Below are 17,184 nucleotides of genomic sequence, written 5' to 3' on the forward strand. Positions count from 1 at the left end.
AAAACGAGCTAAGTGATGACGTTAAAGTTGTAAAGCCTGACGTAGCCAACCATGAGTGAGTTTGAAAACGTTGTCACGGCTTATGAATCAGTGATGAAAATGGATGGAGGTACATTGTGATTCAAATCAAAGAGAACATTTACAACACAGTCGAGGAATTACGGGACCTGATTATTCAGGTGAATGATTATATTCACGGCAATCCCGAGCTGGGGCATCAAGAGTTCAAGGCAGTCGAGCTGCTCACGAGCACTCTGACGAACAACGGGTTTCTAGTTGAAAAAGGAGTAGCGGGCTTGCCGACAGCTTTTACGGCTACGTATCAAAACAAACAAGGCGGTCCCGTAATTGGCCTCTTATGTGAATACGATGCCTTGGAAGGGCTTGGACACGGCTGCGGGCATAACTTGCAAGCATCCTCTATTACGGGGGCGGCGATCGCTCTGCGCAACAATCTGGGCGACTCGCCCGCTACAATTATCGTATACGGAACTCCAGCGGAAGAAACGACGAGCGGTAAAGTCCCCATGGCGGAAGCAGGCTTGTTTGACTGCCTCGATGTTGCCTTAATGATGCATGGCGGAGATCGGACGACCGTAGATGGAAAGTCGCTAGCGATCAACTCTGTAGCGTTCGTTTTTGAAGGAAAGGCTTCCCACGCGGCGGTTGCACCGGAGCAAGGAATAAGCGCTTTGGATGCAGTGCTTCTGACTTTTAATGGTATTGAATATTTACGGGAGCACGTTCGGGCTGATGTAAAAATACATGGTATAATTACCGATGGCGGAACGGCTCCTAACATTGTTCCAGAGCGTGCCGAAGCGAAATTTCTCATCAGGGCCGCGGATCGCGCCTATCTGGATACCGTTGTGGAGCGGGTGTATAACGTTGCCCGGGGAGCAGCGCTGGCAGTAGGAGCGAAGCTGACTATTCACGAAGGAAAAGCATTGGACAACAAGCTCAATGTACAGCGTTTAAACGATTTGCTGCTGGACAATGCCCGTCAGGCTGGTGCCAGAGAAATTACACCGCCGCGTCAAAGCACAGGCTCTACTGATTTCAGCACAGTTACCCATCGTGTTCCGGGGGCATGCCTGCGCGTTTCTTTTGTCCCGTTTGGCGTCTCGAATCATACACGAGCTTGGGTCGAGGCAGGAAATAGCGAAGATGGACATGCAGCAATTATTGCAGCTGCAAAAGCGATTGCCGGTACCAGCTATGATCTGATTACCCAGCCAGATGTACTCAAGGAGATTCAAAAAGAGTTTTTGGTGGCAAAAGGCAGCAGGTTGTCTTAGAGAAATAAAACAGGGGGAGATTTGTTTGAAAAAACTGATTTCATTCATGCTCGCTTCACTCATGGTGGTTCTTTCCGCTTGTGGGAACAATGCATCTGGGGGAGAAGGAAGTGCTTCGGACGGACCAAAGGATTTAGTGGTAGCTCTAGGATCTGAGCCGATCAGCTTGGACCCGCAGGATGCATCTGATGGTATTTCGCTTCATGCTACTGAACTGATTTACGATAAGCTTGTTACCTTCGACAAGGATATGAAAATCGTTCCTGAGCTTGCAAAGGAATGGAGTTCATCGGAAGACGGCAAAGCCTGGACGTTTACACTGGTAGAAGGCGCCAAGTTCCAAGACGGCACCCCGGTAAATGCGGAGGCTGTCAAAGCGAGCTTCGATCGGATTTTAGATAAGAACAATAAACTGAAAAGACGCTCTCTTTTCGCGGATTTCATCGAGAACGTGTCCATGGACAGTGAGTATAAGGTGACGTTTCACCTGAAGTTCCCGTATGCTCCGCTTCTTGCGACACTGGCTCACCCGAATGGCGGGATTCACAGTCCGAAGAATGTCGCTGAAAAAGGAAAGGGAGTCAGCAAAGCTCCTGTCGGCTCAGGTCCATACAAGTTCAAAGAGTGGATTTCCGGTGAAAAGCTGGTGCTGGAAGCCAACCCGGATTATTGGGGCGAAAAGCCAAAATTGAAATCGATTACAATCAAGCCGGTCGTGGAAAACGCCGCACGTACGCTCATGCTGGAGACGGGTGAGGCTGATGTCATTCTCCCTGTGCCTGCAACCGATATTGAGCGGTTGAAAAACAGTGATCAAGTAGCCGTCAACATGTACCCGAGCAATCGCAATCTCTACATGGGGATGAATACGCAGAAGGCTCCGTTTGACAATGTAAAAGTACGTCAAGCGCTGAACTACGCGGTGGACAAGGAAACGATTGTAAAGAAAATCATGATGGGAAATGCCAAACCGACACAAGCTGCGATTTCCGAACTGACCTGGGGCTTCTCACCAGTAGGAACGTATGAGTACAATCCGGAAAAAGCGAAGCAGCTGCTCGCCGAAGCAGGAGTCAAGCCTGGTACAACAATCAAGCTATGGACACCAGAAGGTCGATATTTGATGGATCGCCAGCTATCCGAGTTTGTTCAGGCCAATTTGCAAGCGGTTGGATTTCAGGTCGAGTTCCGTAAATGGGAATGGGGCGCGTACCAGGATGCGATCGACGATCCAAAATCAGGCTATGATCTCTTCTTGTTGAGCTGGGCAGTTCCGACGAACGATGCTGACTGGGGACTGCGACCGAACTTCTCTTCGGACGGAACCAATAACAGAACGTTGTTCGCCAATGCTGAGCTGGATAGCTTAGTGGACAAAGGCATGAAAACGACGAATGAGGAAGAACGCAAAAAAATATATGCCGAGGCTCTGAACATCATTAAAGAGGAAGCACCGTGGATTTTCCTGGTGGAAATGAACCAATTCATCGGTGTCCGCAAAAATGTAGAGGGCGTTTACGGTTCCAATACAGAACGACTGATTTTGCGTGAGGCAGTAAAAAAATAACGAATGGATGAGGCGGGGGATGGATAACCATCCTCTTCCTCTTAGATGAGGAGGCATCCAGTTGTTTAGTTATGTAGTAAAGCGGTTGCTGCAAATGATACCGACTCTGATTGGAGTCTCTATTCTTACGTTTTTGATGATTCACGCAGTGCCTGGAGACCCTGCCCGCATGATCGCGGGACCAGAAGCATCTGCCGAAGAAGTGGCCGTTGTCAGGGAAAGTCTGGGATTGGACCAGCCATTGTATGTACAGTACGGGAAGTATGTCTCCAATCTGCTTCAGGGAGACCTGGGTACTTCATTGCGCTCTGAGCGTCCTGTTTTGGACGAGATATTGGGACGTTTTCCGTCGACCATCACTTTGACCGTCATGGCGATTGTTGTCATGGTCGTGATTGGTCTTTTTGCTGGTATCTTTTCAGCTACGAGACCAAACAGTCTGATTGATAACGCGACCATGATGATCTCATTGTTTGGTATATCCTTGCCTGTTTTCTGGCTGGGTCTCATGCTCATTTTGCTATTTGCGTATTATTTGAACCTGCTCCCATCGGGGGGAAATGACGGCTTCCGCAACTTTATCCTGCCTGCCATTGCTTTAGGTTTGTCCTCTTCTGCGATTCTCGCCCGGCTGACGCGATCCAGCATGCTGGAAGTCATCAATCAGGACTTTGTACGAACGGCGAGGGCAAAAGGGGTACGGGAAAAGTTCGTCGTCTACAAGCACACGTTAAAAAATGCAATGATTCCAATCATTACGATTATTGGACTGGAGTTCGGAACATTGCTGGGTGGCGCCGTATTGACCGAAACAGTGTTTTCGATTAATGGATTGGGGCGTTTCATCATTCAATCCATCCAATTCAGGGACTACCCCTCGATTCAGGGAAGCATTTTGTTCGTCGCGGCCATCTTTGTCATCGTCAATCTGATTGTGGATCTCTGTTATGGATTGGTTGATCCGCGCGTGAAATACGATTAGAGGGGAGCACACCATGAGTCAGATGGATTTGGCACTTCAGCAGGATGAGAGCAAGGCAGAACAGACCTATGCCAGCCGTTCACAGTGGAAGCTGATGCTAGGTCGTTTCAAGAAAAACAAGCGTGCGTTGTACGGATTCTGGATGGTGATTCTCTGTTTGCTCGTTGCAGTGCTGGCAAAATGGATCGCTCCATATGATCCGATCGAGCAAAACATGGATGTCATGCTGGAAGGACCGAGCTGGAGTCATCCTTTTGGTACGGACGAGTTTGGGCGGGATATTCTTTCGCGGATCATTCACGGAACGCAAATATCATTGATGACTGGATTTGTCGGTGTACTGATTGCTGTCGTGATAGGGGTTGCTCTGGGCACGATCTCCGGTTATTTCGGCGGGCTGGCAGACTCGCTGATCATGCGCATTATGGATATTTTTATGGCGTTTCCAAGCTTTTTGTTGGCGCTGGCCATTGTCAGTGTGCTTGGGCCGGGAATGGTGAACGTAATGATTGCGATTGGTATTTTTTCTGTGCCTACCTTTGCCCGCTTGTCCCGAAGCTCGGTCATTGCCATCAAGGATAAGGAATATATCGAAGCAGTAAAAGCGATGGGTGGCAGTCACTTTCATATTATCGTCAATCACGTGATTCCGAACAGCATCGCGCCGATTATCGTCCTGTCCACTATGCGTATCGCTACTGCCATCATTACTGCAGCAGGCTTGAGCTTTCTCGGGATGGGCGCACAGCCGCCGACACCGGAATGGGGCGCCATGCTCAGTACGGGAAGAGAATATTTGAGGGTCGCTCCCCATGTAAGCACCATGCCAGGACTGGCGATTATGTTCCTGGTTTTGGGATTCAACATGCTGGGGGACGGATTACGTGATGCGCTCGACCCCAAGATGAAGCTGTAAACATGTTTGCATCTGTACAGGGGAGGGACAGCGTTGAAACCGACATTACTTGAAATCAAAGGATTGAAAACGTATTTTCAAACAGATGAAGGTGTAGTGCCAGCCGTAGACGGGGTTGATATCACTGTCTATGAGGGAGAGACCGTTGGCATTGTGGGTGAATCGGGTTGCGGCAAAAGCGTTACCTCGTTAACCACGATGAGGCTGACTCCTGGTAAAGTCGTTGACGGCTCCATTACATTTCAGGGACGAGATCTTCTGGCCTTATCGGATGAGGAAATCCGAAAAGTGAGGGGCAATGAGATGGCGATGATTTTTCAGGAGCCGATGACCTCGCTGAACCCGGTTTTCACGATCGGTCAGCAAATTGGCGAAGCCGTAGAAATCCATATGCGGTACAACAAACAGCAAGCTAGACAAAGAACGATCGAGATGCTCAAGCTGGTCGGCATTCCTCGTGCCGAGCAGATCGTAGACGAGTATCCCCATCAGTTGTCTGGCGGGATGAGGCAGCGTGTCATGATCGCCATGGCAATGTCGTGCAATCCGAAGCTATTAATTGCAGATGAGCCTACCACAGCATTGGATGTCACGATACAAGCGCAAATTCTCGATTTGATGAGAGAATTGAAGGAAAAACACAATACGGCCATTATGATGATCACCCACGATCTCGGAGTCGTGGCAGAAATGTGTGATCGCGTCGTTGTCATGTATGCAGGAAAAGTCGTCGAGGAAGCCGATGTGGTCACCCTTTTTACCAATCCGAAGCATCCGTATACACAAGGCTTGATGAAGTCGATTCCTCGCTTGGATGGAACCGAGCAACGATTGTATTCCATAAAAGGAAGCGTGCCAATACCGGGAAGCTTGCTCAAAGGCTGTACGTTTGCTCCACGCTGCGAATTCGCCACAGACATTTGCAGGGAGGGCGTTCCTGAGCTGGTAAAAGTCGAAAAAGGTCATTCCTGCAGATGCTGGCTCTACGAGGCGAAGGAGGATCAGTGATGACGAAAACACCTCTAATTGAAGTCAGGAATTTGAAAAAGTATTACCCAATCAGAAAAGGGCTCTTAAAGCGGGTCGTCAATCAGGTGAAAGCGGTAGATGGACTGGATTTTACTATCTATAAAGGAGAAACCTTGGGTCTTGTGGGAGAGAGCGGCTGTGGAAAGTCAACAACAGGGAGGACCATCCTGCAGCTGCTCCAGCCTACCGAGGGCGAGGTCATTTATGAGGGTAAAAATCTGGTTGGCATGCGTCACAGCGAGCTGCGCAAATTGCGAAAAAGCATGCAAATGGTGTTTCAGGACCCGTATGCCTCTCTCGATCCCCGACTGACGGTAGGACAAATCATCGCAGAGCCGATCGAAATTCATGGTCTATACTCGGGCAAGGAAAAAGACAGGCGAGTCGATGAGCTGCTGCATGTCGTGGGGCTCAATAGCTATCACGCCAAGCGGCATCCGCATGAATTCAGCGGCGGTCAGCGGCAGCGAATCGGGATTGCCCGGGCGCTGGCTTTAGAGCCAAAGCTGATTGTAGCAGATGAGCCTGTCTCTGCTCTCGATGTGTCTATTCAGTCGCAGGTCATCAATCTGTTGCAAGATTTGCAGGGGCAGTTTGGGCTGACATACTTGTTTATTGCTCACGATTTGAGTGTAGTCAAGCATATTAGTGATCGGGTCGGAGTCATGTATTTGGGCAGGCTGGTTGAGCTCGCGGATAAAACCGAGCTGTACGATTCTCCTTTGCATCCGTATACCAAAGCGCTTCTATCCGCGGTTCCAGTACCTGACCCGTTGGCAAAAAGAGAGCGGATTGTGCTCCAAGGAGATGTACCGAGTCCGGCAAATCCGCCACAGGGCTGCACGTTTCATCCGCGCTGCGCAGAATGTATGGACATTTGCCGAACGGAAAGACCGAAATGGAAAAACATAGACGGGCACTACGTTGCGTGCCATCTCTATTAGCGATGATCGACAGGAAAAGAAAAAGACCGAGTATGCCTGATAAGCAGGCTACTCGGTCTTTTGACAGTGCTGTGTGTTTATATACGTAACGAAGCGATCGACTGTAGACAGGGCCAGAGACGATTCGCGATAGAGCATCCATGTTTTTCGGAGTAACGCCTCACCATTTTTATAGTGCAAATCAATAGCGTAAAAATCGTCTCGATCGGTTATGGCACCACGCGGCACGATGGAGTAGCCTAGCCCGTTTGTGACCATCTCCTTGCAGGTTTCGACCTTATCTACGTTCATGATGATCATGGGTGGGTCACTAAACCGATCCAGCCACCAATTATCAATCGTTTTGGTGATTAGCGGATTGGTTGGATTCAATCGGCTCTTTGCCGGCAAATAATTGATGCGAGGGAGCAGCGGAAGTTCACCTAAGCCGATTTCCTGTTTGGAAATGATGCACAATGGTTCCTCCGTGATGAGCGACTTTTCCTCCAGCCACTTGTAATCACCAGTAACAATCCCCACATGAACATCTTCATTTTGCAGTAATTTCACTATTTCAGAGCTCCAGCCTGTATTCACATTGATTTCAACCTTTGGATACAGGACTAAAAACTGTTTGATCAACGAAGGCAGCTTATACAGGGCGAAGTTGCTCGAACACCCGATCCGCAGCGAGCCTTGTACATCATTGCTCATGCTCAGGACGTGGTCCTTTGTTTTTCGTTTTTCCAGAAGCATCTTTTTCGCGTATTTTACCAAGTATTCTCCTTCTGGAGTGAAGCTGATTTTTTTATTGGTGCGATAAATGACTTTGACTCCGAATTCAAGCTCAATTTGTTGAATCCGATAGCTTAACGCTGGTTGGGAAATGAACAGCTTTTCTGCTGCTCGCGTCAGGTTCTTTTCGTCGTAGATTGCTTCTAGTAAGGACCAGTCTTGGTCATTCACAGGTTGTCCGCCCCCTTTTCCCGTTAGGGCTATTCTACATGAGCGGTAACGAGTTGAAAAGTTTGATCAGTTCATAATTAACTGACCATTTTATTGGGTCCCATGCAGTATTTACCTTTTCCATTTAATGTTATGGTAGAAGCATGAAATGATGTAATCGAACGTAGCTAGAAAGAAGGAGAGGGAGAAGAGGATGCTAAACGAAATAAAAAGAAGCGAGATTCCGTGGCAACGACTGACAACGGCTTATGGCAGGGGGAGTGAACTGCCTCTATTGATGGATCAGGAGAAATTCGAAGAGATCGCCAACCTGATTGAGCATCAAAGCACGCTTTGGCAAGTAACGCCGTGGGTATTGCTGTTTATGCTGCGCGATCTGAAGTCAAAATCGCCAGAAGACGTGATGCCAGATGAAATCAAATGTTATCTCTGTGTTACCGACGCGTTGAGCGGCAGAGATGTAAGTGCATGGGAGCCTGTTCCCCAGATGAAGTCTCTACTGGATGATGCCTTTCTATGGCCCGAGGATGAAGAGGAGGACGAGATGTTCTGGGAAGAAGAAGAGCCGCCTGGATATGCCGAGCAGCCCTTTACCAGTTATTACTACTATAGCTATCAGCTGCTTCGAGAAGCCGTGCCAGTCTTTGAAAACATACGGATGCACAATAAAGACGTAGCTGACCTCGTTTCTGAGCTGCTGGAACAAATAAAAGAAATCGGATGAGATGGGGCAACTTACATGCTTTTCATTTCATAGGGAAGCAAAACACGGAAGCGTACACGTCCGTTGATATTCTCTGCCCGTACCTCGCCGCCATGAAACAGAATAATTTTTCGTGTGATGAACAGCCCGAGACCGAACTTGCCATTTTTGCCTTTGTAAAAATGGTTAAACAGTTGGTTCAGCTGTTCTTCTTCAATTGGTGGTCCATCGTTTTCGAGTATGATTTCCACTTGCTCCTTGCCTTGTTCGTGGACGATGCGCGTAAAAATCCAGATCGAGGATTGGGCGTAGCGCATATTGTTTTCCAGAATGTTTTCGAGCGCCACCGTCAGCTCATCCTCGTTTCCCCACACATGCAAATCGGCAAGCTGTGCGTGAATCATTACTCTGTTTTGGACGAGGAAAAAGCGTTCAATGAGATTGTGCACGACTGACTTGATGTTCATTTTTTTGAACTCGCTTTTTCTCTCCAAAATGTAGTCGAGACTGTTTAAGTACAGCAGCTTCTCCACTTTTTTCTCGAGATTTTTCGCTTCCTTGATAATGACCGCGACCGTATCATCAAATGAATCGTTCAAGTACATCTTGTCCAAAAGTGCCTGGGAGTAGCTGTGGATCACCATAATAGGTGTTTTCAAATCATGAGAGACACTCTGCAAAAAGATTTCTTCTTCCATCTCCATCTTTTTGAGCGACTCCTGCATCATGTTAATGGAGGAAGCCAGCTTGCCGATTTCGTCTCCGCGATAGAGATCAATCGGTTCTTCCCATTCTTTATTAGCGATTTTCCGAACCTTTTTTTCCAAATAGCGTAATGGCTCCGTAAGTTTGTTGGCGATCAGCTTGGCGAGGATGATGTTTATGATCGACAGGATGACGAGCAGGCGCAGCAGATTAATCAACACATCCACTGAGACATACGTTATGAGTACAACCGTGATGATCCCCGTAATAAAAGTGAGAAAAGCAGTCATGATAACCCAAATCTGGAGTCCAAACGGTTTGTCTCTCATCACTTCACCAGCCTGTACCTGTATCCGTACCCATAGACAGTCTCTATCGGCAAGCTTGCCAGCTTTTTACGAATGCGGCGAATCGTATCATCCACCACACGATCGGAACCAAAATAGTTTTTGTTCCACACGCGGTCGAGTATCTGTTCGCGGGAAAAGACACGATTCGGATGATCGATGAAAAACAGCAGCAGCTCAAATTCCTTGCTCGTCAACGAAATAAGCTCACTGTCATGATGGATCGTGTGATTTTCGCGATTGATGATATAGCCGTTGATTTTTAATGCTGAGGCCTGATGAAGCTGTGGCCCTTTTGTGCGTTCCAGCAGCTTTTGTGTTTTTAAAATGAGCTCTCTGGGCAAAAACGGTTTGGAAATGTAGTCGTCGCAGCCAAGCTCAAGGCCAACGACTCTGTCAATTTCCTGATTTTTGGCGGAAATAAAGATTACAGGAATGTTGGGGTGAATCTCTTTTATCTCTTTGAACAGCGTATATCCGGTTGTATCCGGGAGCATGATGTCCAATATCCACACATCGGGAGTCTCTTGAATTTTTTGTTGAGCGGAGAAGCCATCCAGGAATGCCTCTACCGTATAGCCTGCGTTTTCCAGGTACTTCTGCAAGATCGAATTTAAATCCTGATTATCCTCAACCAAAAAGACTGTATGCGACATTTGAGTCCCCCCTCTATATCTGACCCCACCCTCATTATACAAGAATGGAGCAAACCTCTGAATTCAGCAGAATCCAGAGGCTCAAATGGAGAAGCGGATTACAGGACCTTTTTCAGGAACTCCCGCGTTCTTTCTTGTTTCGTATGAAGGAAAAATTCTTCCGGGGTGCCTTCCTCCAGAATAATGCCTTGATCCATAAACAAAATCCGGTCAGCTACTTCTTTGGCAAAACCCATTTCGTGCGTGACGATCACCATCGTCATTCCTTCCTGGGCCAAATCCTTCATGACCTGCAATACCTCGCCAACCATCTCCGGGTCGAGCGCAGAGGTAGGCTCATCAAACAGCATGATTTCTGGTTCCATCGCTAAAGCTCTCGCAATCGCTACTCGTTGCTGCTGTCCACCGGATAAATTACGTGGATAGACGTCTGCTTTTTGGGAGAGACCTACTTTGGCTAGCAAAGCCTTTCCTTTTTCCTCTGCATCTGGCTTGCTGTACTTCTTGATTTTGGTCAGGCCCATCGTAATATTTTCTAACGAAGTCTTGTGAGGAAAGAGGTTGAATTGCTGGAACACCATTCCGGCTTTTTGGCGAATGTCGTTGATGTTTGTCTGTTTATCCATGATGTTAACGCCATCAATGACAATCTCCCCGGAGGTCGGTTCTTCGAGCAGGTTCATACAGCGCAAAAAGGTGGATTTGCCTGAGCCGGATGGACCGATGACACACACGACCTCCTGACGTTTGATGTGTGTATTGATATTTTTGAGTACCTGCAAGCTGCCGAATGATTTGGCCAGCTGTTTCACTTGAATCATCGTGCTGCCAGCCTCCTTTCCAGCCAGTGAGAGAATGCCGTGAGCACATAAATCAGAACCCAGTATATAATTCCAATCGCACCCAAAAATTCGAAAGCTTTGAAGTTTACGGCATAGATGGTTTGAGCCGTAAAGGTGAGCTCTGCGATACCGATGGTCGCCAGCAGAGACGTGTCTTTAATACTGATGATGAACTGGTTGACGATGGCGGGAATCATCCGCTTGATTGCTTGCGGCATAATGATGTAGGCCATCGTTTGTCCATGAGTAAATCCGATCGCTCGTCCTGCTTCCATCTGTCCTTTGTCAATCGACTCGATACCGGCGCGGAATATTTCTACGAGATACGCCCCGGCATTGAGGCTAAGGACAAAAATACCTGCGGATACGGCATCTGTGGCGCGTCCAAACACAAGTGGGAACAAACCAAAGTAAAAGAAAATGACTTGCACATAGAGTGGGGTACCGCGAATAATACTCACATAGACCTTGGCGATCATTTGCAATAATTTTCGTTTGGATACGCGCAAGAGACCAAAGAAAAGTCCAAGAATGGTCGCAAAAAGCAAGGAGAGAAACGCGACTTTTATGGTATTCTCAAGCCCCTGCAAGAGGAGTGGAGATGCATCTGTAATCAGGCTTAGAGTATCCATACCTCACTTCCTTTCTGGAAAGAAATAAGGTGCAAAATGCACCTATCAGTGCGTGTTCAAAAAGTTGGCTTTTCAGCACCGAGAAAATGGCGAGAACCGTACGAAGGAGGAGCGGAAGTAGTAGGCAGACTACATGAGCACCGGACTTCGAAGGTGAACGCCATTTTCGATGTCGAATAATCTTTCAGGACTCCTGCGTGATCAAAAGACGACTTTTTGAACGTATAAGAATTTATAAGCGAGAGGCTTATGAATTCTGGAGCGCATGGAAACTTTCCGCTAACCGCGGTCGCTACTCCTTGGGAATGCCTCGATAGAGGTTTTCTTAACAACCTCTCTTAGTTTGAGCCGAAGTATTTGTCGTATAATTTCTGGTACTCGCCGTTGTCCTTCATTTCTTTCAGATGCTTGTTGAATTTTTCCAGAACATCTTCTTTACCTTTGGCAATCGCGATCCCATATTCTTCACCCGTCAATTTTTCCCCGATGATTTTCAGGTTTGCCGCTGTCCCAGATTTGATTTTGTTTGCAACAAACGGGAAGTCATTGATCAGCACATCGGAGCCGCCCGCTTCTACGTCCATGTAGAGGGTTGCTTCGTCTTCCAAAATCTTGACCTTTGCGCCTTTTTCTTTCGCTAGTTCATTAGCTTTTTCAAGACCAGAGGTACCTTGTTTTGCTACAATCGTTTTATCCTTCAAATCATCGACCGTATTGATCGGGCTGTCCTTTTTCACTACCATGACGAGTCCGGAATCGAAATACGGATCAGTAAAGTTCGTAACAGCTTTACGGTCATCACGTATGGTGATGGAAGCAGCTGCGCCATCTACTTGCTTTGCTTGCAGAGCAGGAATAATTCCGTTGAACTTCATCTCTTTCCACTCTACCTTGAGGTTATCTTTGGCTGCGAGTGATTCTACGAGTTCAATGTCAAATCCGGTGAGTTTTCCGGAGCTATCTCTGGAACTGAAAGCGCCTCCATCTGGAGCGACAGCAAAAATGAGTGTGTCGTTAGCGCTGCCACCGCTTTCTTTAGCACCACATCCAACAAGGCTAATTGCGGTTAAACAGCTAACGGCTAGTGCCAACCAAGCTTTACGACGAATCATAGTAACCCTCCTCAAGAAAAATATAAGTTCGATGTGCCTATATCTTAAAAAAATAATGTAAAATAAATTTCAAAGAAATATGTGAAAATTCGTGAAAGGATGGGTTCTTTTGCTAGAGAATATTGCAAACACCGTCGTAAATATCCTGTGGGATATCCCCATGCCTTTTGCTATCCTTTTCGCAGGGGTTTTCTTTACGATCGAGAGTAGATTTTTTCAATTACGCCACTTGCAGCATATCGTCAGCCGCGTGGTGCAGGTGATTCTTCATAAACGCGAGAGCAGCAGCAAAAAAGGAACATTGTCCTCCTTTTATGCTGGTAATATAGCGATAGGCTGCCTGGTTGGAGTCGGATGTGTAGGCGGGGTGGCGAGTGCGATTGCAATAGGGGGTCCAGGTGCTGTGTTCTGGATGTGGATTGCGGCGCTGGTCGGCATGATTATTAAAATGGTAGAGGTCGCCTTATCCGTTTATTACCGGTCAAGGGATGAAGAGGGGCATATCATTGGCGGCCCGACGGTGTATATTCAAAAAGGGATTGGCGAGGAGATGAACGTCCGGAGGTGGATGGTTCTCGTCGTGTTATTTGTGATCGGCATGATTGCGCCGATTTTTCTTTCGATCCAAAACTACGTTGCCTCTACAGCGATCAGCTCCACCTTTCATTTGAATATTATCTGGGTATCGCTTTTGTTTGCCGTGCTGGTGTATTTCATCATCGTCCGTGGCACGCTGTACATGGGCAAAATATTTAAAGTCATCGTGCCTTTCATGACCTTGTCGTACCTGCTTTTGGGCTGTGTGATTATCTTGATGAATGTGGAAAAGGTCGTGCCGGTGCTTGAGCTGATTATGAAGCATGCTTTCAATGGTTCAGCGGCAATGGGCGGATTTGCTGGGGCAACCTTGGCTCAGGTCATTACAGTCGGGGTATCGCAAGCGGTATACAGCAGCGAATTTGGCTGGGGGACGACGCCGATCATTCATTCGACAGCCGATGTTGATCATCCCGTAAAGCAAGGGCTATGGGGCGGCTTTGAGGTGTTCTTTACGAGCATAGTCATGTGCAGCATCACCGCCTTTGTCGTTATCCTCTCTGATGATTGGGTATCGGGCAAAACGGGCATTGACCTGGCGCTTTATTCCTTTGAGCAAATATCGGGGACGGCGGGCAGGTACATGGTGACGGTTATTCTCTTTTTCTTTGCCTTAACGACAGCGAGTGGGTGGTACGTGAGCAGGGAAATTATGGTGAAGCATTTACTAAACAAAAAGACAGCAGCCAAAAAGCAGGCTCTTAAATATTTGAAGGTATTTTGCGCCTTTCCTGAATTTCTGTTTGTCCTCTATATTGTCACCTTTCACTTCCCCGACAAGGATGTGTGGCTGATGACCGGCATCATGACGGCTGTGCCTACTTTTATCAATATCTTTTTTCTATTGATTTTGAGCCACCAATTTAAAAAGCTGCTGCAGGATTACAAAGCGAGATATTTGAAGATTGGACATGTCGACGAAGAGGTCAGGCTGTTTTACGAGGAAAAAACGCAGTAACAGCGCACGAGGTTAATTGAGGGACATATCACATAATCTTTTGATATTTCCTCTATATTTTTTCCCTAGAATCGTTCACATAAGATCAGCAGAAGAAGGAGAATGGAACGTGATGAAGCCTTTAATCGGTTGTACAACGTACTACATCAATGCCTTTGAAGAGAACAAGCATCGGTTTGTCGTAGCTCAGGATCATTTCACTTCAGCGATTGATGATCCACTCAGCATTCACCAGGCAGGCGGAATTCCCGTACCGATCCCGCTCATTGACGATGATGCCTACATCGATTCCCTCTTGGATCGTCTCGATGGTTTGATGTTCATCGGAGGGAGCGATGTGAGTCCGAGTCTATATGGACAGCCGTATAAAAAAGGGCTGGGACAACTTGACCCCGCTCGCGACAAGTTCGAGCTGAAGCTGCTCGACAAAGCGGTGAAAAGAAATCTGCCGATCTTCGGTATTTGCCGCGGATTGCAGCTGCTGAATGTTTACTTTGGCGGGACACTGATTCAAGACATCGAGAGAGGCTACCCTACAGAGATCAACCATGCAGGGTATTTCGGACCCAAATCAAGCATCGCCCACAAAGTAAAGCTATCCAAGGAGCACATGCTCTATCCGTGCTTTGGAAAAGAAGAGCTGTACGTCAACAGCTTCCACCACCAGATGATTGACAAGCTGGGGGCTGGTCTTGAGGCAGCTGCTATTTCTGAGGACGGCATTATCGAAGCGATTGTGCACAAGGATTACCCGTTTTTAGTTGCTGTCCAATGGCATCCAGAAATGATGTTCCAAACCGATCAGGAGCAGCTCAAGCTGTTTCAACTATTTGTCGACTTCATAAAAAATAAGCAAGCGTGTGCTCAAGTGAGTAGCTAAAACCATACAAAAACGCGGGAGGCGGAAGTGCTCCCGCGTTTCATCTTCCTTGTTATTCTCTCCTCTGTGCTCCTCCCAGTTTTTACCCTTACTTTAAATCCACAATCTTGATACCCATTCACCCTTTTGTATTGCCCGTATGACAAATGTTGACTTTTTAGGTCTATCCTACTAAAATGATGGTTGGTATTGGGTATCATTCCCAATAAAACCCGGATTTTTTTGTCGGGTTTATAGGACTCTTTGCTTATTTGGAATCTTGTTATTGGAGTCTTTAATTTCATACGTAAACTTTCCATTCGAAAGGGCAAACCCACTGAAAGGTGGAGACGCAAAGCTATAGGGGCTAAGATGTATGTCAATATGCATGATGCCAGCCAGTTGCCGACGACAGACGCGAGATTTTTTGATCTGTTTTAGAACTCCTTTTAGTTGGAAAGGGGTTCTTTTTTGTTGCGTATTTTCCCTGTCTTTCACGATTTATTTAACAAAAATCGAGGTGTTCCTAAATGCGGCGATCGAAGCAGCTCGAGCCGGAGAGCAAGGAAGAGGCTTTGCCGTCGTTGCCGATGAGGTTCGGAAGCTTGCAGAGCAATCGACCCAATCTGCAGAGAAAATAGCACATCTGGTATCTACCATCAAAAATCATACACATAAGGTAGTAGAGTCGATGGAAATGGGTGTGAAAGAGGTCGATAGCGGAATTCAGGTCGCCGGACAATTATTTGAGCAAATCAAGAGCGACATCGATGCCGTTTCAGGACAGGTCCAGGAAATATCGGCTGCCTCCCAACAAATATCAGCAAGCACGGAACAAGTCGTGCACGCCATCGAAGAAATATCCCAAGGCTCAAAGGTTGTAGCGGCAGAATCGCAAAATGTATCGGCATCTGCCGAGGAACAATTAGCTGCTATAGAGGAAATTGCATCTTCTGCTTCGTCATTGACCAAAATGGCCGAGGAATTACAGCACGTAGTGGGTAAATTCAAGGTATAGTGCCTCAGCGCCTGCTTCTGGCATTACTTCGGTGAAACTTTCCGCTAAACGTGGTCGCTCCTCCTTGGAGAAGCCTCGATAGAGGTTTTCTTACAACGTCTAAAAAACAAGGTGCGTTATGGTTCAAATATCGAAAAAAAGAATACGGAAGCTATGTAAAGAGTGCAATCTCCCGTCTGTGGTTATCTATTTCGTTTTTTTGATAGGAACAGTATGGATTGATGGATATATTTATCCGGAAAAAGACTTGTTAGGCTTGTATCTGATCAATATTATTGTGGCAGGGATCGTTTTTTGGAGAACGATCGTCTTGCAAATCGTAATCGTGTGTTTGCTTACCTGGTTTTACTACCTGTATGCACCATTTCGTTTTCCACATGTAAACGTCATTGTCTTTCAAGGACTGACCCACTTTTTGGCGATTTTATCGATTTCCAGTGCCATCAGGTATTACAGGAGGGAGAAGGAAAATACTCTCAATTTAACTCTCACGTTGGCCAAGTCATTAGACGCCAGAGACAAGTACACAGCGCTGCATTCTGAAAATGTGGCCAAGTACGCGCAGCATATTGCCATGGAAATGGGGCTGCCTCGCAAAGTATGTGAGCAAATTCACTTGGGCGGTTTGTTGCACGATATCGGTAAAATCGGGATTCCAGAGTCAGTTCTGTTGAAACCAACCAAATTGTCAGACGAAGAGTACGATCTAATCAAGCAGCATCCGGTCATCGGCTATGAGATGGTAAAGCATATTACCTTTTTTAAAAAGAACGGAGTGTTGGATGCCATTTTGTTCCATCATGAACGCTTTGATGGAAAAGGGTACCCGCATGGGCTCAGGGGGAAGGAAATTCCCCTGATTGCCCGGATTTTGGCGATAGCCGACTCCTTCGACGCCATGACCTCCAATCGTGTATACCGCGGTAAATCTAATCTTACCTATGCCATTAACCAAATCAGGAGCAACATAGGGACACAGTTTGATCCTGAAATTGTGGATGTTTTTCTCAAAAGTGTAGAAGACGAAGATGACGTGGACTCCATTCTTTCACGTTAAACCCCCCGTTCTGAGTT

Annotated in this window: 16 protein-coding genes, 1 pseudogene and 1 riboswitch; of the genes and pseudogenes, 11 read left to right on the forward strand and 6 right to left on the reverse strand. The window is 47.0% G+C overall.

Annotated features, from left to right (window positions below):
* Positions 1-116 precede the first annotated feature (116 nt).
* From SB752_RS21640 to SB752_RS21665, 6 genes are all read left to right on the forward strand, one after another.
* Entirely contained in the window at positions 117-1,298 is a 1,182-nt protein-coding gene (locus SB752_RS21640; RefSeq protein WP_410717614.1) for a M20 family metallopeptidase, read from the forward strand.
* Positions 1,299-1,323: 25 nt separating this feature from the next.
* On the forward strand, positions 1,324-2,865 hold the full coding sequence (locus SB752_RS21645) for a glutathione ABC transporter substrate-binding protein (protein WP_410717615.1): 1,542 nt from the start codon (positions 1,324-1,326) through the stop codon (positions 2,863-2,865).
* A 61-nt stretch (positions 2,866-2,926) separates the two neighbouring features.
* Positions 2,927-3,847, forward strand: coding sequence for a nickel ABC transporter permease (gene nikB, locus SB752_RS21650; protein WP_410717616.1), 921 nt, complete (start codon positions 2,927-2,929; stop codon positions 3,845-3,847).
* A 22-nt stretch (positions 3,848-3,869) separates the two neighbouring features.
* Positions 3,870-4,763, forward strand: coding sequence for a nickel transporter permease (gene nikC / locus SB752_RS21655; RefSeq protein WP_410717653.1), 894 nt, complete (start codon positions 3,870-3,872; stop codon positions 4,761-4,763).
* A gap of 33 nt (positions 4,764-4,796) precedes the next feature.
* Positions 4,797-5,771, forward strand: a complete 975-nt coding sequence (locus SB752_RS21660; protein WP_410717617.1) for an ABC transporter ATP-binding protein — start codon at positions 4,797-4,799, stop codon at positions 5,769-5,771.
* On the forward strand, positions 5,771-6,736 hold the full coding sequence (locus SB752_RS21665) for an ABC transporter ATP-binding protein (protein WP_410717618.1): 966 nt from the start codon (positions 5,771-5,773) through the stop codon (positions 6,734-6,736). Before SB752_RS21660 ends, SB752_RS21665 begins: the two co-directional genes overlap by 1 nt.
* 48 nt (positions 6,737-6,784) lie before the next feature.
* Here SB752_RS21665 and SB752_RS21670 read toward each other — a convergent pair whose 3' ends face one another.
* The gene (locus SB752_RS21670; protein WP_410717619.1) at positions 6,785-7,681 is read right to left on the reverse strand and encodes a LysR family transcriptional regulator; all 897 of its coding nucleotides are present in this window, start codon (positions 7,679-7,681) and stop codon (positions 6,785-6,787) included.
* Positions 7,682-7,874: 193 nt separating this feature from the next.
* Here SB752_RS21670 and SB752_RS21675 point away from each other — a divergent pair, with 193 nt between their 5' ends.
* On the forward strand, positions 7,875-8,405 hold the full coding sequence (locus tag SB752_RS21675; protein WP_410717620.1) for a hypothetical protein: 531 nt from the start codon (positions 7,875-7,877) through the stop codon (positions 8,403-8,405).
* An 11-nt stretch (positions 8,406-8,416) separates the two neighbouring features.
* On the opposite strand, the gene SB752_RS21680 is transcribed toward SB752_RS21675, so the two are convergent.
* The 5 genes from SB752_RS21680 to SB752_RS21700 all read right to left on the reverse strand — a co-directional run bounded on the left by SB752_RS21680 (position 8,417) and on the right by SB752_RS21700 (position 12,678).
* Positions 8,417-9,418, reverse strand: a complete 1,002-nt coding sequence (locus tag SB752_RS21680) for a sensor histidine kinase (protein WP_410717621.1) — start codon at positions 9,416-9,418, stop codon at positions 8,417-8,419.
* On the reverse strand, positions 9,418-10,092 hold the full coding sequence (locus SB752_RS21685) for a response regulator transcription factor (protein WP_410717622.1): 675 nt from the start codon (positions 10,090-10,092) through the stop codon (positions 9,418-9,420). The genes SB752_RS21680 and SB752_RS21685 overlap by 1 nt, the downstream gene beginning before the upstream one ends.
* Positions 10,093-10,190: 98 nt before the next feature.
* Entirely contained in the window at positions 10,191-10,913 is a 723-nt protein-coding gene (locus SB752_RS21690) for an amino acid ABC transporter ATP-binding protein (protein WP_410717623.1), read from the reverse strand.
* Positions 10,910-11,566 (reverse strand): amino acid ABC transporter permease, encoded by a 657-nt coding sequence (locus tag SB752_RS21695; protein ID WP_410717624.1) that lies wholly within the window; start codon positions 11,564-11,566, stop codon positions 10,910-10,912. The genes SB752_RS21690 and SB752_RS21695 overlap by 4 nt, the downstream gene beginning before the upstream one ends.
* A gap of 338 nt (positions 11,567-11,904) precedes the next feature.
* A complete protein-coding gene (locus SB752_RS21700; RefSeq protein WP_410717625.1) occupies positions 11,905-12,678 on the reverse strand; it encodes a transporter substrate-binding domain-containing protein in 774 nt (257 codons plus the stop codon).
* 109 nt (positions 12,679-12,787) lie between these two features.
* Here SB752_RS21700 and SB752_RS21705 point away from each other — a divergent pair, with 109 nt between their 5' ends.
* The 4 genes and pseudogenes from SB752_RS21705 to SB752_RS21720 all read left to right on the forward strand — a co-directional run bounded on the left by SB752_RS21705 (position 12,788) and on the right by SB752_RS21720 (position 17,167).
* Complete coding sequence (locus SB752_RS21705) at positions 12,788-14,233, forward strand: alanine/glycine:cation symporter family protein (RefSeq protein ID WP_410717626.1); 1,446 nt, start codon at positions 12,788-12,790, stop codon at positions 14,231-14,233.
* 112 nt (positions 14,234-14,345) lie between these two features.
* On the forward strand, positions 14,346-15,113 hold the full coding sequence (locus SB752_RS21710; protein ID WP_410717654.1) for a gamma-glutamyl-gamma-aminobutyrate hydrolase family protein: 768 nt from the start codon (positions 14,346-14,348) through the stop codon (positions 15,111-15,113).
* Between the two features lie 296 nt (positions 15,114-15,409).
* Positions 15,410-15,502, forward strand: a riboswitch (cyclic di-GMP riboswitch).
* A gap of 116 nt (positions 15,503-15,618) precedes the next feature.
* Positions 15,619-16,110 (forward strand): annotated as a pseudogene (locus SB752_RS21715) (methyl-accepting chemotaxis protein); the annotation flags it as partial.
* Positions 16,111-16,288: 178 nt separating this feature from the next.
* Positions 16,289-17,167 carry an HD-GYP domain-containing protein gene (locus SB752_RS21720; RefSeq protein WP_410717627.1) on the forward strand — a complete coding sequence of 293 codons (879 nt, stop codon included), beginning with the start codon at positions 16,289-16,291 and terminating at the stop codon, positions 17,165-17,167.
* Positions 17,168-17,184: the final 17 nt, after the last annotated feature.

Source organism: Brevibacillus sp. SIMBA_040, assembly GCF_046535075.1.
GTDB lineage: Bacteria > Bacillota > Bacilli > Brevibacillales > Brevibacillaceae > Brevibacillus.